Source organism: Streptomyces sp. NBC_01428 (assembly GCF_036231965.1).
Taxonomy (GTDB): domain Bacteria; phylum Actinomycetota; class Actinomycetes; order Streptomycetales; family Streptomycetaceae; genus Streptomyces.
This window is the reverse complement of sequence record NZ_CP109499.1, coordinates 5,317,346-5,337,805: the sequence shown is the minus strand read 5'-3', so window position 1 is coordinate 5,337,805 and position 20,460 is coordinate 5,317,346. Positions and strand designations below refer to the sequence as shown.

Below are 20,460 nucleotides of genomic sequence, written 5' to 3'. Positions count from 1 at the left end.
GCCGGGGTTCCCGATGCGGCTGCAGTGGGCCGGGGCAGGTGCCGGGGAACACTGGGCGCATGACAGTTGACGCTCTGACGGATGTGGCCGGTCTGCGGGTGGGGCACGCGACGCGTACCGGCGACGGGTGGCTCACGGGGACGACGGTCGTGCTCACCCCCGAAGGCGGTGCGATCGCCGCCGTGGACGTGCGGGGCGGCGGGCCCGGCACCAAGGAGACCGACGCGCTCGATCCCCGCAACCTCGTGCAGAAGGTCGAGGCGGTGGTGCTGACCGGCGGCAGCGCCTACGGGCTGGACGCGGCCTCGGGCGTGATGGCCTGGCTGGAGGAGCGGGGGCGCGGGGTACGGGTGGGCCCCGACCCGCTGCACGTCGTCCCGGTCGTGCCCGCCGCCTGCGTCTTCGACCTGGGCCGGGGCGGGAGCTTCCGGTGCCGGCCGGACGCCGCCACCGGTCGGGCCGCGGTCGAGGCGGCCGACGCGAGCGAGCCGGGCGCCGAGGTGCCCGAGGGAGGGGTGGGTGCCGGAACAGGAGCGGTGGTCGGGGAGATCAAGGGCGGGGTCGGAACGGCGAGCGTCGTGCTGGAGTCCGGGATCACGGTCGGCGCGCTGGTGGTGGCCAACGCGGCGGGCTCGGCGGTGGAACCGGTGACGGGCGCGCTGTACGGGGAGTTGACGGTGGGACGTGCGGAGTATCCGGCCGGGTCGGTGCACGAGGCCGCTCGGCGGCGGCTCGCGGAGACCGCGGCGAGGAACGCGCCGCCGCCGCTGAACACCACCCTGGCCGTGGTCGCGACCGACGCCGATCTGACGCGCGCGCAGGCGCAGAAGCTCGCGGGCACGGCGCACGACGGGATCGCGCGCGCCGTACGCCCGGTGCATCTGCTGAACGACGGGGACACGGTGTTCGCGCTGGCCACGGGCGCGCGGGCGCTCGACGCCGGGAACCCGCTCGCGTTGAACGAGATCCTGGCGGCGGGCGCGGACCTGGTGACGCGCGCCATCGTGCGGGCCGTGCGCGCCGCCGGTCCGGTGGAGGGGCCGGGCGGCGTGTGGCCGTCGTACGAGGAGCTCTATGGGAGGGGGTAGGGCCTGATCCGGGCGGCCGGCCCAGGGGTTTCCGGCCGTCGGGCGGGCGATTGTCCTGGTTGTGTCACGTGACGGTCCCCGGCCCGAGTCGGCGGGAACCCCTCCCGGCGCCGCTCGCTCTTTCTCCCCGTACCGCAGCGGACGCCGCAGACGACGACAACGGGGAGCAGACGTGACAACGCCGAAGAGGACAGCACGCGCACTGGGGGCCTGTGCCGCCCTGATGATCGGCGCTCTCACCCTCACCGCCTGCGGCGGCGACGCCAGCGCCGACACCACCAGCGGCAAGGACGGCAAGGGCGGCGGGAACTCCGCCCGGACGTCCACGGCACGGATCGTCATCTCGGCGAAGGACGGCTCGACGAGCGCGTCCATCAACGCGACGGGCGTGAAGGTGAGCCACGGCAGGCTGACCGACGTGAAGATGACGGTCGCCGGAGCCGGGACGGCCGTGCCGGGGGCGATCGCGGCGGACGGCGGCTCCTGGAAGCCGAAGGAGCAGCTGGAGCGGGGCACGAAGTACCAGATCTCGGCGACGGCGAAGGACGCCGACGGGCGGACCGCGGCGGCCAACTCCATCTTCACCACGGTCTCTTCGGGCAACAGCTTCATCGGCACGTACACGCCGGACGACGGCTCCACGGTCGGGGTCGGCATGCCGGTGTCGTTCACCTTCGACAAGGCGATCGGCGACAGGAAGACCGTCCAGTCGCACATCAGGGTCACCTCCAGCACCGGCCAGCAGGTCGTGGGCCACTGGTTCGGGACGCAGCGCCTCGACTTCCGGCCCGAGACGTACTGGAAGGCCGGCTCCAAGGTCACGATGAAGATCGACCTGGACGGCGTCGAGGGCGCCGACGGCGTCTACGGGGTGCAGAAGAAGACCGTCGCCTTCACCGTCGGCCGCTCCCAGGTCTCCACGGTCGACGTGAACACCCAGACGATGACGGTCGTGCGGGACGGGAAGACCGTCAAGAGCGTGCCGATCTCGGCGGGCAGCCCCGAGCACACCACGTACAACGGGCAGATGGTGATCTCGGAGAAGTTCGAGCGGACGCGGATGAACGGTTCGACGGTCGGATACGGCGGCGAGTACGACATCCCCGACGTGCCGCACGCGATGCGTCTGACGTCGTCGGGGACGTTCATCCACGGCAACTACTGGTACAGCCGCGGGAACGCGCCCTTCGGCCGGCAGGGCACCAGCCACGGTTGTGTCGGCCTCGCCGACGAGCAGGGCACGCAGGGCGCCACCCCCGCCAAGTGGTTCTTCGACAACTCGCTCGTCGGGGACGTCGTGACGGTCAAGAACTCGCCCGACAAGACGGTCGCGCCGGACAACGGGCTCAACGGCTGGAACATGTCGTGGAGTGCCTGGACCGCCGGAAGTGCCCTCTGACGAGGGCCTTTTGAGGGCCGGGCGGGCCGCGCGGGAACTCCCCGCCCGGCCCGCCCGTTTTCCGTCCGTACGTTTTCTCGGTTCGCGGACATGATGTCCGACCGAGGGGCTACGGTATGCACCCACAAGGTGACATGCAGCAACGCCGGGAGAAACCTTGAGCGTTCCGTACGAGACAGCAGCGTACGAACCACCCGAGTCGCCCGAGTCTCCGGAGGAGCATCTCGAAAGGCTTCTGGGCCGCGCCCTGAACTCGTTCGAGCTGCCCGACGAGACGATACGGCTTCTCGACTGCGCGCTGGCGCACGACAGCTCGTTGCACTCTGCGCACCACAGCGCCGGACTGCACCGGGAGACGTACCGGCACACGTGGCTGCTCTCCGACGGCTCCGCCGTCACCCTGTGGGAGCTGGTGCACAACACGGCGGTCGGCCGCGACGCACAGCACGAGGTGTACATCGACGAGGAGGAGGTGCGCGCGGCCACGGCCCGGCTCGCCCTCCCGCCGGACGCACCGGACTTCGAACTGCCCGCGTTCGTGCAGCTTTCGTCGATTCCCGAGCCTCGGCACACCTACGTGCCCGACGCCTCCGCCGATCACGCGCGTCGGCTCCTGCGCCGCGCGGAGAACGCGGACGGGCCGGACGCCGAGCTGTCGGCACTGCTGCTGCGCGAGGCCTTCGCGCACCAGATCACCCAGGCCTTCGGCCGCCCCGGACGCACCGGCCAGGCGGGGTTGTCCTTCTCGCTGTACGAGCACGCGTTCCTGCTGCGGGACGGGCGGGAGATCTCCCTGTGGGAGGTCGAGCACACGGCGACACCGGACCGCCGGCACATGTGCGAGGTGTACGCCACGGAGGACGCGGCACGGGACGCCATGGAACGGCGCGCGGCCCGACTCGGCTGACCCGACTCGGCTGACGCGATGCGACCCACCCGGCTCGGCTGACGCGAGCCGACTGACGCGAGCCGGCTGACGCGATGTGGCCCACCTGGCTCGGCCCACCCGGCCCGGCTCGGCCCGCCCAGGCGCGGCTGAACCGATTCGGCCGGCCCGGTCTGGCCGTCGGACGTGGTTGTCCGACTCCGCCGACCCGGTGCGCGGCCTGGCGGACCCGTCCTACGGACGGCTGTCGCTGAACTGCCGTACCAGGCGCGCGAAGGCGACGCGTTCCTCGGGGGTCAGTTCCACGGCTTCCGTGTCGGGGCCGTGGTCGCGCTGACCGGGCAGTGCCCGGAGCGCCTCGCCGGGATGCGGCGCCATGGTGACGGAAGGGCCGCCGCGCAGCAGGCGGGCCAGGCCGACGACCCAGACGACGGTCGCCAGCGCGAGGAACGCCACGCCGGTCAGCTGGAGGATCGACACGTGCTCGGGCATGCGCCCCAGTAGACACCACGGTCCGGGACTTTGGCCCCGGACCGTGACGCATCTCGCAGAAGCGGTGAACGCCTCACAGATGCCCCAAAGGGGCACGGTGGCAGGCGGTTCAGGCCGCGACCGGCTCCTTCGAACCGGCCGGGGACACCGCGCCGGTGCCGGTGCTCTCGGCGCCGGCACCCGACGGGGACCGCTGGCGCAGGCCCTTCAGGACGACGACCAGAGCGGTGGTGACACCGACGCCTGCGGCGACGGCGATGAGGTAGAGGAACGGGTTGCCGATCAGCGGGACCACGAAGATGCCGCCGTGCGGGGCGCGCAGCGTGGCACCGAACGTCATCGACAGGGCGCCGGTGACGGCGCCGCCCGCCATCGCGGAGGGGATGACGCGCAGCGGATCGGCGGCGGCGAAGGGGATCGCGCCCTCGGTGATGAAGGAGGCGCCCAGCACCCAGGCGGCCTTGCCGTTCTCGCGCTCGGTCGGGGTGAAGAGGCGGGCGCGCACGGTCGTCGCGAGGGCCATCGCCAGCGGCGGGACCATGCCCGCCGCCATCACGGCCGCCATGATCTTCATCGCCGAGTCGCCGGGGTTCGCGACGGCGATCCCCGCGGTGGCGAAGGTGTAGGCGACCTTGTTGACCGGGCCGCCGAGGTCGAAGCACATCATCAGGCCGAGGAGGGCGCCGAGCAGGACGGCGTTCGCGCCGGTGAGGCCGTTCAGCCAGTCGGTCATGCCCTTCTGCGCGGACGCGATGGGCTTGCCGATCACCACGAACATCAGGAATCCGACGACCGCCGAGGAGATCAGCGGGATCACCACCACCGGCATGATGCCGCGCACCGCCGCCGGAATGCGGACCTTCTGGATCGCCATGACCACGCCGCCGGCGATCAGGCCCGCCGCGAGGCCGCCGAGGAAGCCCGCGTTGATGGTGAGGGCGATCGAGCCGCCGACGAACCCGGGGACGAGACCGGGCCGGTCCGCCATGCCGTAGGCGATGTAGCCGGCCAGGACGGGGATCAGGAAGTTGAAGGCGACGCCGCCGATCTGGAACAGCAGCGCGCCCCAGCTGTCCGCCTGGGTCCATACGAAGTGGTCCATGACGGACGGTGCCTTGTTGACCTGCCAGCCGCCGATCGCGAAGCCGAGGGCGATGAGCAGACCGCCCGCGGCGACGAACGGGACCATGTAACTCACCCCGGACATCAGCCAGGTGCGGAGCCGGGTGCCGTAGCCGTCGCCGGTGCCGCCGGTGCGCTCGACGGGCGTGCCGGAGGCCGAGCCGGCGGCGGAGCCCGGCGCCGATCCGGCGGTGACCTCGCCGCGGGCGGCCTTCTCCCGTACCTCGGCGACGAGTTCGGCGGGACGGTTGATCCCCGCCTTCACCCCGACGTCGACGGTCGGCTTCCCGGCGAAGCGTTCCTTCTCCCGTACGGGCACGTCGTGGGCGAGGATCACGCCGTCGGCGGCCGCGATCACCGCCGGGTCGAGGCGGGTGAAGCCGGCCGACCCCTGCGTCTCCACGACGAGTTCGATCCCGGCCTCGCGGCCCGCGTTCTCCAGGGACTCTGCCGCCATGTAGGTGTGCGCGATGCCGGTGGGGCAGGAGGTGACGGCGACGACACGGAACGGGCGGCCGTCCGGAGCAGCGGTGGCGCCGGGCACCGGGTCGGATCCGTCCTCGACGCCCGCACTCGGCACCGGGGCCGTGCCGCTCACGGCGGTGTCCTCGGCGGAGGCCACCGCGCCGGCCGCGCCCGCCTCCGTCGCCCCGGAGCCCTCCGGACGCTCGGCGTTCCCGGCGTCTGCGGGCACGTCCGCGGATGCCGGGGTCCGGTCGCCGCGGATGAGCGCCGCGGCGGTCTCCGTGTCGCCCACGGCCCGCAGTGCGGCGGTGAACGCGGTGTTCGTCAGCTGCCGGGCGAGGGCCGACAGGATGGTGAGGTGGGCGTCGTCCGCGCCCGCCGGGGCGGCGATCAGGAAGATCAGGTCGGCGGGGCCGTCCGGCGCACCGAAGTCGATCCCGGCGGCCTTGCGTCCGAAGGCGAGCGTCGGTTCCGTGACGTGTTCGCTGCGGCAGTGCGGGATGCCGATGCCGCCGTCCAGGCCGGTCGGCATCTGGGCCTCGCGGGCGGCCACGTCGGCGAGGAACCCGTCCAGGTCGGTGACCCGGCCCAGGGCGGCCATGCGCTCGGCGAGGGCACGGGCCGCCGCCTCCTTGGTGTCGGCGGACAGGTCGAGATCGACCAGGTCCGCGGTGATCATCTCGCTCATCGCGGGCTCCTTCGCACGCGTATCGCCCGGGGGGAGTCATGGGCGGGAACGGAAGGGGGGACGGGGACAGAGGTGGGGACGGGGGTACGGGGTTCGGTGGGGACGGGGGTGTGGAGTTCGGTGGGGGCGGGGCCGGTCACGACACCGGCTCCGTCAGGAGGCGGGACTCCGGGATCTCCGTGGTGACGGTCACGGCGTCCGGGGCGAGGTCGGCCGGGCCCGGCATCACGCTGCCGGGGAGCTGGACGGCGGCGGCGCCGTGCGCGACCGCCGAGGCGAGGGCGTGCGGCCCGCTGCCCCCGGCGATCAGGAACCCGGCGAGCGAGGAGTCACCGGCGCCCACGTTGCTGCGTACGGTGTCGACGCGGGCGCTGCCGAACCAGGTGCCGGCGGCGTCGACGAGCACCTGCCCGTCGGCGCCGAGGCTCGCGAGCACGGCGCCCGCGCCCATCGCGCGCAGTTCCTCGGCCGCCTTCACCGCGTCGCCCACCGTGGCGAGGGGACGGCCGACGGCCGCGGCCAGTTCCTCGGCGTTGGGTTTCACCACGTCGGGCCGCTCGCGCAGCGCCGCGAGGAGCGCCGGGCCGGAGGTGTCGAGGGCGATCCGGGCGCCCACCGTGTGGGCCCGCGCGACGAGTTCGGCGTACCAGGACGGGGCGAGTCCGCGGGGCAGGCTGCCGCAGCAGGTGATCCAACCGGTGTCGCCGGGGCGGTGGGCGCGGCGGACGGTCTCCAGCAGGAGTTCGGCCTCGGCGGCGGAGAGGTCGGGGCCGGGCGCGTTGATCTTCGTCAGGGTGCCGTCCGGCTCGGCGACCGAGATGTTCGAGCGGGTGGCCCCGGCGACCGGGACCGGCGCGACCTCGATGCCCTGGGCCGCGAGGAGTTCGGCGACGAGCGCGCCGGGGGCGCCCCCGAGGGGCAGGACGGCGACCGTGCGCCGTCCGGCGGCGGCGACCGCCCGGGAGACGTTCACGCCTTTGCCGCCCGGGTCCACGCGTTCCCCGGTGGCCCGGATGACCTCGCCGCGGTCGAGGGCCGGGACCTCGTACGTGCGGTCCAGCGAGGGGTTGGGGGTGACGGTGAGGATCATGCGCTCTCGTTTCTCGGCACGTGGCCTGCGGCGGGTGGCCAGTGGTTTCCCGGCTCGCGGCACGTGGCCTGCGGCGGGGCGCCGGTGGCTCTCGGCTCTCGGCTCTCGGCTCTCGGCTCTCGGCAGGGTGGCCGCGCGTCCTGGGGTCCGGCGGCGGTCGCTAGACGCGGAGCACTTCGGTGCCGCCGCTCTCGACGGCGGAGGCGTCCTCGGGGTCGAGCCCGCTGTCGGTGATCAGCAGGTCCACCTCGTCGAGGTCGCCGAACCGCGCGAAGTGTTCCTGGCCGCTCTTGGAGGAGTCCGCGAGCAGGACGACCCGGCGTGCGGCGTGCAGGGCCGCGCGCTTGACCGCCGCCTCCGCGAGATCGGGCGTGGTCAGTCCGCTCGCGGGCGAGAAGCCGTTGGCGGCGACGAAGACGACGTCGGCGCGGATCTCGGCGTACGCGCGCAGCGCCCAGGCGTCCACCGCGGCACGGGTCCGGGTGCGCACGCGTCCCCCGACGAGGTGCAGTTGGACGCCGGGGTGGTCGGCGAGGCGGGCGGCTATCGGGAGGCTGTGGGTGACGACGGTGAGCGTCGCCTCCAGCGGGAGGGACGCGGCGAGCCGGGCAACCGTGGAGCCGGCGTCCAGGATCACCGTGCCGTCGTGCGGCAGTTCGGCGATCGCGGCCTCGGCGATACGGTCCTTCTGGTCGGCGGCGGTCGACTCACGCTCGGCGAGGTCCGGCTCGAAGTCGAGGCGGCCCGCGGGGATCGCGCCGCCGTGCACCCGGCGCACCAGTCCGGCGCGGTCCAGCGCCTTCAGGTCCCGCCGGATGGTCTCCGCGGTGACCTGGAAGGTGTCGGCCAGCGAGAGGACGTCCACCCGGCCGCCGTCACGGGCGAGCCGCAGGATCTCCTGCTGCCGCTCCGGTGCGTACATGTCCGTTCGCCTCCGCCTGATGTCCGAACCTGTGGTTTCAGACGGAGGCTACGCGCCCGCGTCCGGGAAGTAAACAGGTTCGGGCCCGTTTCGGGCACGAACGGACATCAGAGGAACGGGGAGACGGCAGGGACGGACGGGCTCTTGGGAGGAGCCGGAGTCTCCGGGCAGCCGGGCTCACCCGGGGGGGGGCCGGAACTCCCGGGCCGCCGGGGCTCTCGCGTGAGGAGAGCCGAAAAGCCCGAAGGGGCCCGGCACATGAAGCGCCGGGCCCCTTCGGGCGGTCGACATGGAGGTCGGCCCACTCGGACCCGCTCGGTCGGCTCAGCCGACGAGTTCGGGCTGCTTCGGGTCGGTCTCCCCGGTCACGACCGCGTCCTCCACACCCTCCACATGCTGGGCGGGCTTCTTGGGCAGCGCGAACATCACCAGGAAGATGACGACCAGGACCCCGGCGACCCAGCCCAGCGCGTGCTGGAAGGCGTTCACGAAGGCGGGACCCACCTGGGAGCGGGTCAGGTGGTCGCTGATCTCGCCGAAGAAGACGACCGAGACCAGGCCGAGGCCGAGCGCGTTGCCCATCTGCTGCACGGTGTTGATCAGACCCGATGCCGAGCCCGCGTGCTCGCGCGGGACGTCGGAGAGCACGGCGTCCGTCAGCGGGGCGACGATGAAGCCCATGCCCGCGCCCATGACGACCAGCGGAAGGGCCATCTGCCAGGAGGCGATGTCCATGCCGTACCGGTCGGACTCCCAGATGTAGAGCAGGACGCCGAGCGCCATGAGCAGGGCGCCGGCCTGGAGCACCTTGCGTCCGAAGCGCGGGACGAGGAGCTGCACGGACATGCCCGCCGCGGCCGAGACCGCGATCGAGAACGGCACTCCGGTGAGCCCCGCCCGCAGCGCGGTCCAGCCGAGGCCCACCTGCATGTACAGCGTCCAGACCAGGAAGAAGATGCCGAGCGCGATACCGAAGACGGTCTGCACGGCGATGCCCGCCGCGAAGCTCTTCACCTTGAACAGCGACAGCTCGACGAGCGGCGAACCGTCCCGCGCCGCCTTCCGCTTCTCGAAGGCCACCAGCGCCGCGAACACGAGGGCGGAGCCGGCCATCGACAGGTACCCCCACAGCGGCCAGCCCAGCTCACGGCCGCGGGTCAGCGGGTACAGCAGCATCAGCAGAGCGAGGGTGACGAGGGCGACGCCGACCAGGTCCAGCTTGAGGGCGCGCGGGGCCTTGGACTCGCTGATGAAGCGACGGCCGAGGATCAGCGCGACGATGCCGACGGGCAGGTTGATGAGGAAGATCGGCCGCCATTCCAGGCCGAACAGGTTCCACTCGGTGAGCAGGGCGCCGAGGAGGGGACCCGAGACGGCACCGAGGCCGACGATCGCGCCGAACAGGCCGAAGACCTTGCCGCGTTCGTGCGCGGGGAAGGTGGCGTGCACGATCGACAGCACCTGCGGCACCATCATCGCGGCCATGGCGCCCTGGAGGATGCGCGAGGCGACGAGCATCTCCGGGTTCACCGCGAAGCCGCACAGCGCGGACGCGACGGTGAAGCCCGCTATGCCGAGGAGGAAGAGCCGCTTGCGGCCGTGGATGTCACCGAGCCGCCCACCGGTGATGAGCCCCGCCGCGAAGGCCAGCGCGTATCCGGCGGTGATCCACTGGATCTGGCTGAACGTGGCGCCCTCGTCCCGCTGGATCGACGGGATCGCGATGTTGACGATCGTGACGTCGACCAGGTCCATGAAGGCCGCGGTCATCACGATGGCGAGGGCGAACCAGCGCCGCCGGTCGGCCGCGGTACCGGCGGCCGGGCCGCCGGGAAGGTCTGAGGTCTCTGTCGCAGAGGACTCGGTGGAAGAGGTCATGCGGTCAAGCTAGGCCCCCATTAGGTCAGATCGTGTCCTAGTGGTGCGGCACCCTGGAGGGCATGACGACGGACACCCCGGCGCGACTCCTCCAGCTCCTCTCCCTCCTCCAGACACCCCGTGAATGGCCCGGCGGCGAGCTGTCCGAGCGGCTCGGGGTGTCCCGGCGCACGGTCCGCCGTGACATCGACCGGCTGCGCGAGCTGGGTTATCCGGTGCAGGCGAGCAAGGGGGCCGACGGCGGATACCGGCTGGTCGCGGGCAAGGCGATGCCGCCGCTCGTCCTCGACGACGAGGAGGCGGTGGCGATCGCGGTGGGTCTGCGGGCCGGCGCCGGTCACGCGGTCGAGGGTGTGGACGAGGCGTCCGTCCGGGCGCTCGCCAAGCTGGAGCAGGTCCTGCCGTCCCGGCTGCGGCACCGCGTGTCCACGCTCCAGGCCGCGACGACACCGCTGACCAGTGGTGACGGCGCCAGTATCGCGCCGGAGACGCTGACCGTGATGGCGTCGAGCGTGGCGGGCCGGGAGCGGCTGCGGTTCGCCTACCGCTCGGGGGACGGAACCCCGTCGCGGCGGCTGACCGAGCCGTACCGGCTGGTGTCCACCGGCCGCCGCTGGTACCTCGTGGCGTACGACCTCGACCGCGAGGACTGGCGGACCTTCCGCGTCGACCGGGTCACCGAACCCGTCGCGACCGGCGCCCGGTTCACGCCGCGCGAGCTGCCGACCGGGAGCGCCGCCGAGTACCTGCGCCAGTCGGTCTACGGGCGCCAGGAGACGTACGCCTTCGACGTCACCTTCGCCGCACCGGCCGACTTCGTCACGGCACGTCTGCCCGCCTGGCTCGGCGCCCCCGAACCGATCGACGAGCACAGCTGCCGGCTCCGCGCCTCCTCCGGCGACTCCGTGGAGTGGCTGGCGGTGCGGATAGCGATGGTCGACTGCGAGTTCACGGTCCACGAGCCCGGAGAACTGGTGCACTACGTACGGGACTTGGGTGCCCGTCTGCGTCGCGCGGCGGGCGGCGCCGGGGACTGACGCCCTGGGCGTCGGCCGTGGAGGCGGCTGTCCCACCCGCTCCTCATCCCGTGCGCATGCTCCACGGGAAGCCGTCCAGCGCTTCGAGGTTGCGCAGGGCGAGAGCGACCGGGCCGGCCGGTCCGTCGGAGGTGGCGTCGCCCGCCGCCCAGGCCTCGACGGCCACGCGGACGGCGGCGCTGGCCACGGCGGCCGTGAACCGCAGTCCGGCGTCCAGGTCGGCGACCGCCGGAATCCCGGGCGCACCGGAACCCCCGGCTTCCATCGGGCGGGGCCCCTCTCCAGGAGTCCCGGTGCCGGTGGGCTCCCCCGCCGTCCTCGCCGCCAGTACCGTCGCGAGCGTCCGCTCCGCCGTCTGGCACGCCTCGCCCCAGACCCGCAGCAGGGCCGGGTTCGCCTCGGCCAGCCTCAGCAGGGAGCGGACCCAGTCGAGGGACTCGTACCGGACGCCGACGCCGGGGGTCAGCGTGGAGACGACCGCGTGCCGGAGTGCCTCGGGAACGGGCAGGCCGGCCGGTGCGTCGCGGACCGCCTCGGCCCAGCGCTGGGCTCCGGCGGCGAAGAGGGGGCCGAGCGACTCCTCCTTGGCCGCGAAGTAGCGATAGAAGGTGCGGGGTGCGATTCCGGCCGCGCGGGCGATGTCCTCCGCGCGGGTGGCCCGCAGTCCGTTGCGCATGAAAAGACCCGCGGCGGCCCGGGCGATCTCCATACGGGTGGCCGCCTTGCGCCGCTCGACGAGCGAGGGGCCGTCCACGGCCGCACGCCCGGCGGGGTCGGAGGCGGTGTCGGGGCCCGTTCGGCCGGTCGGGGTGCGTGCCTCACGTTCACTACCGCTCACGAACGGCAGGCTATGCCGCTGTGGCAGAATCTGCCATCCGGGTCACCCCGGGGTTCAGGTCCGGGGTGGCCCGTCCCCGTCCTGCCCGCAATCCGATCAGGCACCGGATCAGGCACCCGCCGGTCCCGGCTCGAAGCATCGCTCGCCGGGACCGCCCCCACGAAAAATGGAGCCGGGCCCCGGCGCCAGGGGGGGGAAGGCGCCGGAGCCCGGCTCTGGAAGAGTCCCGGCGCGGGGGGGGGTGTGCGTCGGGACTCGGTTCTCGGGGGCGGGTCACGTCCGCCCGGACGGAGCCCTGAACCCTGGGCCCAGAAGTCTTGTTCCCTGAGCCCAGCAGCTTGAAGCGGTCTTACATGGCCATGTCTGGTCGACTTGTGGCCAACGTGGCACGCGTGCCCCTGCGCGAACCGGGCGAGCGGGGTCTCGTACCCCGTCCGCGAGTGAACCCGTACGGCGCACTCACGTCGCTCGCCCGCTCGTCACGGACACGTCCCGCACCCTCGCACGGGTCACGCCGCCGCGTCGAATCCGGTGTCCCGCGCGAGCTTCTTCAGTTCGAGCAGGGCGTGCTTCTCGATCTGGCGGATGCGCTCGCGGGTCAGTCCGTGTTCCTTGCCGACCTCGGTCAGCGTGCGCTCCCGGCCGTCCTCGATGCCGTACCGCATCTTGATGATGGAGGCCGTGCGCTGGTCGAGGCGGCCGATCAGGTCGTCCAGCTCCTCGCTGCGCAGCAGGGTCAGGACGGACTGCTCGGGGGACACGGCGGAGGTGTCCTCCAGGAGGTCACCGAACTGGGTGTCGCCGTCGTCGTCCACCGCCATGTTGAGCGAGACCGGGTCGCGGGCCCAGTCCAGGACGTCGCCCACGCGCTCCGGCGTCGAGTCGAGCTCCTTGGCGATCTCCGCGTGCTCCGGCTCCCGGCCGTTCTCACGGTTGAACTCGCGCTGGACGCGGCGGATCCGGCCCAGCTCCTCGACCAGGTGGACGGGGAGGCGGATCGTGCGCGACTGGTCGGCTATGGAACGGGTGATGGCCTGCCGGATCCACCAGGTGGCGTACGTGGAGAACTTGAAGCCCTTGCGGTAGTCGAACTTCTCGACCGCGCGCACCAGGCCGGCGTTCCCCTCCTGGATCAGGTCGAGCAGGGGGAGGCCGCTGCGCGGGTAACGGCGCGCCACGGCGACGACCAGGCGGAGGTTCGAGCGGATGAAGACGTCCTTCGCGCGCTCGCTGTCGGCGACGAGCGCCTCCAGCTCCTCGCGCGAGGCGTCCGCCTTGGCCTCCGCCTCGCCGTCGAGGATCTGCTGCGCGAACACACCCGCCTCGATGACCTGGGACAGCTCGACTTCCTTGGCGGCGTCGAGCAGCGGTGTACGCGCGATCTCGTCGAGGTACATGCCGACCAGGTCGCGATCGGCGATCTCGCCGCCAACGGCGCGAACACTGCGTGCCGCGTCGGTGGTCTCGCCGGTGGCGGACTTACGACGGGCGACGGCACGGGTTGCCATGCGTGCTCCCTTGCGATGGTGGGCTTGCGGGTGGTCCTGGACTTCCGTTCACCATTCCGGGTGCCCGGCATCCGAAGGAAACAACGACTGGAATCAGGACAGAATTCCCAAGGCGCCCCTTGATTTTTCTGATCATGCAGTACCCTGTCGCACCACACGGGAGGGCTGATGCCGTCGGAACGTACAGAGGTGCAGGTCAGGCCAGGAGTCGCCGCCGACCTCGACGCCCTCACCGGCCTCTACAACCACTACGTGCGCGAGACGCCCGTCACGTTCGACACGGTCGCCTTCACGCCGGAGGAGCGTCGGCCGTGGTTGCTCTCCCACCCTGAAGACGGACGGCACCGCCTGATGGTTGCCACGGACACCGATTCACCGGCGATCCTGGGGTACGCCACGTCCAGCGCCTTCCGGGTGAAGCCCGCGTACGAGACCTCGGTCGAGGTCACCGTGTACGTCGCCCCGGACGCCGGGGGGCGCGGTGTCGGCACGCTCCTGTACACGTCCCTGTTCGCCGCGCTCGCGGCCGAGGACGTGCACCGGGCCTACGCCGGGATCGTGCCGCCCAACGAAGCGTCCGTGCGGCTGCACGAACGCTTCGGGTTCCATCACGTGGGCACCTACCGCGAGGTCGGCCGCAAGTTCGGCCGCTACTGGGACGTCGCCTGGTACGAGAAGGACCTCACCCCGTAGCACCGGCCCCGGCCTCGGCCCGGCACCTGGCCTGGTGACACCGGGCCGGGGCCGAGCACGGCCCCGGCCGTCCGGACGACCGGGGCACTCCCTGCATCGCGCACGCTCAGCCGAACTGAACCGACCGCTTCGCCATTCCCAGCCAGAAGCCGTCGATCACGGACCGCTGCCCGTCCAGTTCGCCGGCCGCGTCCGCCGCGCCCATGGTCACGAAGAGCGGGGCGAAGTGCTCGGTGCGCGGGTGGGCGAGCCGGCCCGCCGGGGACTTGCGCTCGAAGTCGAGCAGCGCGTCCACGTCACCGGCCTCCAGGGCCCGGTGCCCCCAGTCGTCGAACTCGCTCGACCAGGTGGGCACTCCCCCGCCGGTGTGCCGCAGCGCCGCGAGGTTGTGGGTGAAGAAGCCGGATCCGACGATCAGCACGCCCTCGTCGCGCAGCGGCGCGAGCCTGCGTCCGATCTCGAAGAGCCGGACCGGGTCGAGCGTCGGCAGGGACACCTGAAGCACCGGGATGTCGGCCTCCGGGAACATCTCGACCAGCGGGACGTACGCGCCGTGGTCGAGCCCTCGGTCCGGGATGTCCTGCACCGGCGTGCCGGGCGCGCGGAGCAGTTTCCGTACGGACTCGGCGAGCCGCGGGGCGCCGGGGGCCGCGTAGGTCACCTGGTAGTAGTGCTCGGGGAAGCCCCAGAAGTCGTAGACGAGCGGGACGGTCTCCGTCGCGCCGAGGGCGAGCGGGGCCTCCTCCCAGTGGGCGGAGACCATGAGGATCGCCTTGGGGCGGGGCAGGTCCGCGGACCAGGCGGCGAGCTGGCCGGGCCAGACCGCGTCGTCGGCGAGCGGCGGGGCGCCGTGGCTCAGATAGAGGGCGGGCATGCGCTCCGGTGCGGGGCGCTCCTCGGTGGCGGCGGACATGGTGGCTCCCTCCAGCGGGTTCACGTTCGATCGTACGGCCGCGATGTTTGATATTTGAAGCAGTTGCTTAAAGTCTCAAGTTCTTCGACGAGGCTACGCCCGGTTTGTTTAATTTTCAAGAAGGGGTCGTACAGTGGAGTACATGAACACGGCATCCTCTCCCGCTGAACAGCCGCGCTGGCTCACCGACGAGGAACAGCGCATCTGGCGCGCGTACATGCACGCCACGACCCTCCTCGAGGACCATCTCGACCGCCAGCTCCAGCGCGACGCGGGCATGCCGCACATCTACTACGGCCTGCTCGTCCAGCTCGCCGAGGCCCCGCGCCGCCGGCTGCGGATGACCGAGCTGGCCATGAACGCGAAGATCACCCGGTCCCGCCTCTCGCACGCGGTCGCCCGGCTGGAGAAGAGCGGCTGGGTGCGGCGCGAGGACTGCCCCTCCGACAAGCGGGGCCAGTTCGCGGTGCTGACCGACGAGGGCTACGAGGTGCTGCGGCGGACCGCGCCGGGCCATGTGGCCGCCGTACGCCAGGCGCTGTTCGACCGGCTCGGCCCGGACCAGCAGAAGGCCTTCGGCGAGGCGATGCGGATCATCGCCGAGGGGCTCCAGCCGAAGGACGCGGGCGCGGACCTGCCCTGGCTCCGCTAGCGGACCGGTCCGGGACGCGGGACTGCCCCGGCTCCCTGTGCTGGGAGCCGGGGCAGTCCCCGGAGTCGTACGGACGAGGCGTCCCCACCCCGCGTCCGTACGCGAAGTACCCGATGTACCCGGAGTGAGCCGATGCGGGCCGTTGCCGTCAGTGGGCGATGACGGGCACCTTCAGCTCGTCCTCCGCGCCCTCGCCCGCGCCGGAGACCAGGTTGGCGTCCGGACGGCCGGTGTTGATGAGGGTGAAAGCGATGCCCGCGGCGAGCACGAGGATGCCGACGGCCAGCCAGATCGCGATGCTGTAGCCGTGCACCGCGCCCTGCGCCTGCACGAGCTTCTGCTGCGCGGGGGAGGTGGCACCGGCGATGTGGTCCGTGATGTACGCGGTCGTCGCCGAGGCGGCGAACGTGTTCAGCAGGGCCGTACCGATCGCGCCGCCGACCTGCTGCGAGGTGTTGACCATCGCGGAGGCGACACCGGCGTCACGCGGCTCGATGCCGTACGTGGCGAGCGACATGGCCGGCATGAACGCCGTACCCATGCCGAGGCCGAGGAGCAGCAGGCCCGGCAGCACCACGGTGGAGTACGAGGAGCCGATCTCCAGCTGCGTCAGGAGCAGCATGCCGATCGCGGCGACCAGGAAGCCGGGGCCCATGAGCAGACGCGGGGCGACCCGGGTCATCAGACGGGCACCGATCTGGGTGGAACCCGTGATCATGCCCGCGACCATCGGCAGGAAGGCGAAGCCGGTGGAGATGGGCGAGAAGCCCTTCACGATCTGCAGGTAGTAGGTCAGGAAGAGGAACGTGCCGAACATCGCGATGATCGCGAGACCGAGGGAGAGGTAGACGCCACCGCGGTTGCGCTCGGTGAGGACGCGCAGCGGCAGCAGCGGGGCCTTGACCTTGGACTCGGTGTAGACGAACGCGGCCAGCAGCAGGGCGGCGGCCACGAACAGGCCGAGCGTCACGGAGTCGCTCCAGCCGTCGGACTCGGCGCGGGTGAAGCCGTAGACCAGGGAGACCAGTCCGAGGGTGGACAGGACGACGCCCGGGATGTCGAGCGGCGAACGGTTGCGGCCGCCCTTGGGCTCACGGATGACGAAGTACGCGCCCGCGGCCGCGACGATCGCGAAGGGGATGTTGACGAAGAAGGTCCAGCGCCAGTTCATGTACTCGGTGAGGACACCGCCGAGGATGAAGCCGACGGCGCCACCGCCACCGGCGATCGCACCGTAGATGCCGAACGCCTTGGCGCGCTCCTTGGCGTCGGTGAACATGACGGCGAGGAGCGAGAGGGCGGCGGGCGCGAGCAGCGCGCCGAAGACACCCTGCAGGGCGCGGGCGCCGAACATCATCGCGCCGCTCTGGGACGCGCCGCCGAGGGCGGAGGCGAGGGCGAAGCCGACGAGGCCGACGACGAAGGCGCGCTTGCGGCCCCAGAGGTCGGCGATCCGGCCGCCGAAGAGCAGGAGACCGCCGAAGGCGAGGGCGTAGGCCGTGACGACCCACTGCCGGTTGCCGTCGGTGATACCGAGGTCCTGCTGGGCGGAGGGAAGCGCGATGTTCACGATCGTCGCGTCGAGCACCACCATCAGCTGGGCGAGCGCGATGAAGACGAGCGCTTTCCAGCGATTGCTGTGCGCGTCGGACTCCTGGTCCGGGGCTGCTTTGGTCGTTGCTGTTTCAGACATGGGGGTACCCACTCCGGGACTTCGTAGCGAAAAAATCCATTGAAAAACCGGCGAGACCGGCAAGGAGGGACGGCTCGTCGACGGTGACGGCCGGATGCGCGGCACGGCTCGTCACGCGGGCCGGTGCCCGGTGCCGAGCGCCTGGTGCCCTTCGCGCGTGATGAGGACGCGGTGGGCGCGGGCGTCGCGCGGTCGGTTGTGTGGTCGAGGGCGGTGTCAGGTTCGGGTTCGGGTCACGAGGGCCGAGGGCGGATACGGGCGCGGGTCGCGCGCCGGGTCCCGGCGGTCAGCAGCCTCGTCGCAGTTCCTCCACGGTGGCGGCCACTCCGGGCAGTTCGGAACGGGCCGGAGCCCGCATACCGTCCAGGAACAGCTGCAGATGACGGTGCACGAAGCGGTCGATGCCCTGGCACGCGGTGCCCGGCAGCGGCCTGGTGAGCTGACTGACGGCGATCATGAGATCGCCCAGCTCGACGTCGGGGCGCAGCTGTCCGGCCTCGCGGGCGCGGGCCATCAGCCGCTCGATCAGTTCGGTGATCCGGTCGCGCGCGGCGACCAGGTCGGGGTGGTGCTGGTCGAAGCCCTCGGCGAGCATCGGGCACAGGGCGCCGATCCGCTCGTCGGCGGCGAAGTGCACGAAGCCGCTCAGCGACTCGAAGGCGTCGCCGCCCCGGGCCAGCGCTTCCTCGACCCACTCCGAGGTGCGGTCCATCACCGAGCAGACGACCTCGCGGGCGAGAGCGTCACGGTCGGGGAAGTTGCGGTACACCGTGGCGTTGCCGACGCCGGCCCGGCGGGCGATCTCGTCGAAGGGCACCTCGGCCCCGAACTCGACGAACATCTCCCGGGCGGCCGCGACGATCCGCTCCCGGTTGCGCAGAGCATCGGCGCGGGGCCTGGACACTTTGCGCTGCACGGGGGGTGCGGTCTGCACGGTGTACTCCTCGAAGCTTCTCGGTGTCGGATCGCGATCCGGGGATTCGGTCCCCGTTTCGCTCGGACGTAGAGCTAAACGGGGAAACGATCCCCGGTTATTTCCGCCGGAGCGAAGAAGATGATGTGACCTGGGTCACATTGGGGGAGGGTGTCGCCGACGGCTCCGGAGACCTGGCCCTCCCTGGCCCACTGCCGGGGCCTCCGTGGCCCTCTTTCGGGGCCTCCGAGGCCCGATTTCAGCCCTCCCCGGCCCCGCTTCCGGGCCTCTGTGGCCTGCTTCCAGGGCTCCCCGGCCCGCTTCCGGGGTCTTCGAGCGCCGGGGTCTTGGGGCGCCGGGGTCTTGGGACGCCAGGGTCTCGGGGCGCCGGGGGCCTTCGGCCGCCGGGGCAGGAGGGGACCAGGGCCGGAATCGGGGCTCCAGCCCCGCCGGATAGCACCCCATCGGCCCAGCCCCCGCCCCTTTCGAAGCCCGCCCGAGGGATGAACCCGATCGGGCTCGTCCAGCGCGCGCCCGGCGCGTCGCCCACTCAGGGTGATCGAAAGGGCGCAGTCGGACACCGGCGACTGCCGCGGAGCGAAGGGCCCCCGTATGCAGCCGTCCAGCCGCCGGATACGCCCGCGCCGTCTGGCCGCCCTCGCCACCGTGACCGTGCTGACCCTGGCCGTCAGCACCTCGGCGGTCAGCGGGCGCCTGACGGCGGGCTCGGCGACGGCGGGCTCCGTGCCGCTGGCCCGATCCACGGCACTGGGCCCCTGCATGATCAACGGTCCGGCGGGCATCCAGATGGGCGAAGGCATCCCGACGGCCCCCGGCTACGCCCGCTCCACCGGTACGGTCCGCGCACTGACGCTGATGGTCGACTTCTCCGACGCGCCCGGCAAGGGCAGCGCGCTCGACCGGTACGGCGAGTTCTTCCCCAAGACGCAGGAGTGGTTCCGCACCGGCTCCTACGGCCGCCTCGACTACCGCCCCGAAGCCCCCATCCGGCACTGGCTGCGGATGCCCAAGGCGTTCAAGGACTACGGCATAGAACGCGGCGCGCCCTTCGACCCCGGATACCGCGAACTGGTCCAGGACATCGTGGCCGCGGCCGACCCCGAGGTCGACTTCCGCTCGTACGACATCCTGAACGTGCTGGTCACCCCCAACGCCGGACCCTCCGCCCTGGACACCGTGCTGTCCGTGACGTTCGCCGGCAACACCGAGGCGCCGGTCGCGGACGGCGTCCCGGTCTCCAACGCGTCCTTCGTCTACAGCCGCCAGGACGACGGCTCCGGTTCCTACGCCGACACCGGCTATCGCGTCCTGCCGCACGAGAACGGCCACACCTTCGGCCTGCCCGACCTCTACACGCAGGCCGGCGGCGGGGCCGTCGGGCACTGGGACATCATGAGCGAGGACTGGGGGGCCGACAACGACCTCCTGGGCTGGCACAAGTGGAAGCTCGGCTGGCTCGACGACTCCCAGATCCGCTGCGCGGCGGCGCCCGGCACCACCGAGTACGAGCTGACCCCGCTGGAGCGGCGCGGCGGCGCCAAGCTCGTCATCGTCCCCCTCGGCCCGAAGAGCGGGTACGTCCTCGAACTGCGCACCCGCGCCGGCAACGACTCCGCCGTCTGCAGCCCCGGCATCCTCGTCTACAAGGTCGACACGGACGTGGACACCGGGAACGGGCCGGTCACGGTGACCGACGCGCACCGCGACAGCGGCGGCTGCACCCGCTCCCCCAACGTGCACGCCGAGCTCTCCGACGCGCCCTTCTCCCCCGGTGAGACGTTCAAGGACACGAAGGCCGGACTCACCGTCCGGGTCGCGGACGCGGACACCGAGGGGAAGTATCGGGTGTACGTGACGCGCCGCTGACGTCACCGCCGACGGCCGGACGAGCCGCCGCGGGCCCGTCGGGACGGGCGCGCGCGGCAGACCCGGCAGCCGGGCCCGGGAGCGGCCGGCCTGCCCCGCCGGCCGGGCACGCACTACCGTGGCTCGTCTGAGATCCGCCACACGGTGACTCTTCCGAGAGCCGCAACGGAGAGCCCATGTCATCGAACGCCACCCCGTCGAACACCACGCCGCCGCGTGCGACACCGCCTCGTGGGACGCCGCCTTGTGCCACGCCGCCGGACGCCTCCCTGGAGGTTCCCGTTCCGGGGAGCACT

17 protein-coding genes are annotated in these 20,460 nt (G+C 72.1%); 7 read left to right on the top strand and 10 right to left on the bottom strand.

What is annotated here, in order from left to right; genetic code table 11:
- Positions 1-59 precede the first annotated feature (59 nt).
- The 3 genes from OG406_RS23200 to OG406_RS23190 all read left to right on the top strand — a co-directional run bounded on the left by OG406_RS23200 (position 60) and on the right by OG406_RS23190 (position 3,394).
- Positions 60-1,088 carry a P1 family peptidase gene (locus OG406_RS23200; RefSeq protein ID WP_329187549.1) on the top strand — a complete coding sequence of 343 codons (1,029 nt, stop codon included), beginning with the start codon at positions 60-62 and terminating at the stop codon, positions 1,086-1,088.
- A 223-nt stretch (positions 1,089-1,311) separates the two neighbouring features.
- A complete protein-coding gene (locus OG406_RS23195; RefSeq protein WP_266849531.1) occupies positions 1,312-2,487 on the top strand; it encodes a L,D-transpeptidase in 1,176 nt (391 codons plus the stop codon).
- A gap of 157 nt (positions 2,488-2,644) precedes the next feature.
- Positions 2,645-3,394: a DUF6227 family protein gene (locus OG406_RS23190; protein WP_081217785.1), complete on the top strand. Its 750-nt coding sequence runs from the start codon at positions 2,645-2,647 to the stop codon at positions 3,392-3,394.
- Between the two features lie 213 nt (positions 3,395-3,607).
- On the opposite strand, the gene OG406_RS23185 is transcribed toward OG406_RS23190, so the two are convergent.
- From OG406_RS23185 to OG406_RS23165, 5 genes are all read right to left on the bottom strand, one after another.
- Positions 3,608-3,865 (bottom strand): hypothetical protein, encoded by a 258-nt coding sequence (locus tag OG406_RS23185; RefSeq protein ID WP_164374045.1) that lies wholly within the window; start codon positions 3,863-3,865, stop codon positions 3,608-3,610.
- Between the two features lie 109 nt (positions 3,866-3,974).
- The gene (locus OG406_RS23180; RefSeq protein ID WP_329187547.1) at positions 3,975-6,140 is read right to left on the bottom strand and encodes a PTS fructose transporter subunit IIABC; all 2,166 of its coding nucleotides are present in this window, start codon (positions 6,138-6,140) and stop codon (positions 3,975-3,977) included.
- 136 nt (positions 6,141-6,276) lie between these two features.
- On the bottom strand, positions 6,277-7,230 hold the full coding sequence (gene pfkB / locus OG406_RS23175; RefSeq protein WP_329187545.1) for a 1-phosphofructokinase: 954 nt from the start codon (positions 7,228-7,230) through the stop codon (positions 6,277-6,279).
- A gap of 160 nt (positions 7,231-7,390) precedes the next feature.
- Positions 7,391-8,152 carry a DeoR/GlpR family DNA-binding transcription regulator gene (locus OG406_RS23170; RefSeq protein WP_164374048.1) on the bottom strand — a complete coding sequence of 254 codons (762 nt, stop codon included), beginning with the start codon at positions 8,150-8,152 and terminating at the stop codon, positions 7,391-7,393.
- 324 nt (positions 8,153-8,476) lie between these two features.
- On the bottom strand, positions 8,477-10,030 hold the full coding sequence (locus OG406_RS23165; protein ID WP_329187543.1) for an MFS transporter: 1,554 nt from the start codon (positions 10,028-10,030) through the stop codon (positions 8,477-8,479).
- 62 nt (positions 10,031-10,092) lie between these two features.
- Between OG406_RS23165 and OG406_RS23160 the strand changes: the two genes are divergently transcribed.
- Positions 10,093-11,067, top strand: a complete 975-nt coding sequence (locus OG406_RS23160; RefSeq protein ID WP_081217791.1) for a helix-turn-helix transcriptional regulator — start codon at positions 10,093-10,095, stop codon at positions 11,065-11,067.
- 43 nt (positions 11,068-11,110) lie between these two features.
- Here the strand turns inward: OG406_RS23160 and OG406_RS23155 are convergent, their stop codons facing one another.
- Both OG406_RS23155 and OG406_RS23150 read right to left on the bottom strand, forming a co-directional pair.
- Positions 11,111-11,776 (bottom strand): TetR family transcriptional regulator, encoded by a 666-nt coding sequence (locus OG406_RS23155; RefSeq protein ID WP_327411067.1) that lies wholly within the window; start codon positions 11,774-11,776, stop codon positions 11,111-11,113.
- A gap of 638 nt (positions 11,777-12,414) precedes the next feature.
- Positions 12,415-13,413 (bottom strand): sigma-70 family RNA polymerase sigma factor, encoded by a 999-nt coding sequence (locus tag OG406_RS23150; RefSeq protein ID WP_164374051.1) that lies wholly within the window; start codon positions 13,411-13,413, stop codon positions 12,415-12,417.
- Between the two features lie 168 nt (positions 13,414-13,581).
- Here OG406_RS23150 and OG406_RS23145 point away from each other — a divergent pair, with 168 nt between their 5' ends.
- Positions 13,582-14,106, top strand: coding sequence for a GNAT family N-acetyltransferase (locus OG406_RS23145; RefSeq protein WP_164374052.1), 525 nt, complete (start codon positions 13,582-13,584; stop codon positions 14,104-14,106).
- Positions 14,107-14,212: 106 nt separating this feature from the next.
- Here the strand turns inward: OG406_RS23145 and OG406_RS23140 are convergent, their stop codons facing one another.
- The gene (locus tag OG406_RS23140) at positions 14,213-15,019 is read right to left on the bottom strand and encodes a dioxygenase family protein (RefSeq protein WP_266614455.1); all 807 of its coding nucleotides are present in this window, start codon (positions 15,017-15,019) and stop codon (positions 14,213-14,215) included.
- Positions 15,020-15,161: 142 nt separating this feature from the next.
- On the opposite strand from OG406_RS23140, the gene OG406_RS23135 reads away from it, so the two are divergent.
- Positions 15,162-15,671, top strand: coding sequence for a MarR family winged helix-turn-helix transcriptional regulator (locus OG406_RS23135; RefSeq protein ID WP_267051077.1), 510 nt, complete (start codon positions 15,162-15,164; stop codon positions 15,669-15,671).
- Between the two features lie 148 nt (positions 15,672-15,819).
- On the opposite strand, the gene OG406_RS23130 is transcribed toward OG406_RS23135, so the two are convergent.
- Complete coding sequence (locus tag OG406_RS23130; protein ID WP_267051078.1) at positions 15,820-17,364, bottom strand: MFS transporter; 1,545 nt, start codon at positions 17,362-17,364, stop codon at positions 15,820-15,822.
- 286 nt (positions 17,365-17,650) lie between these two features.
- Entirely contained in the window at positions 17,651-18,298 is a 648-nt protein-coding gene (locus OG406_RS23125; RefSeq protein WP_164374056.1) for a TetR/AcrR family transcriptional regulator, read from the bottom strand.
- Positions 18,299-18,889: 591 nt separating this feature from the next.
- On the opposite strand from OG406_RS23125, the gene OG406_RS23120 reads away from it, so the two are divergent.
- Entirely contained in the window at positions 18,890-20,164 is a 1,275-nt protein-coding gene (locus OG406_RS23120; protein WP_266847951.1) for a M6 family metalloprotease domain-containing protein, read from the top strand.
- The last annotated feature ends 296 nt before the right edge of the window (positions 20,165-20,460 follow it).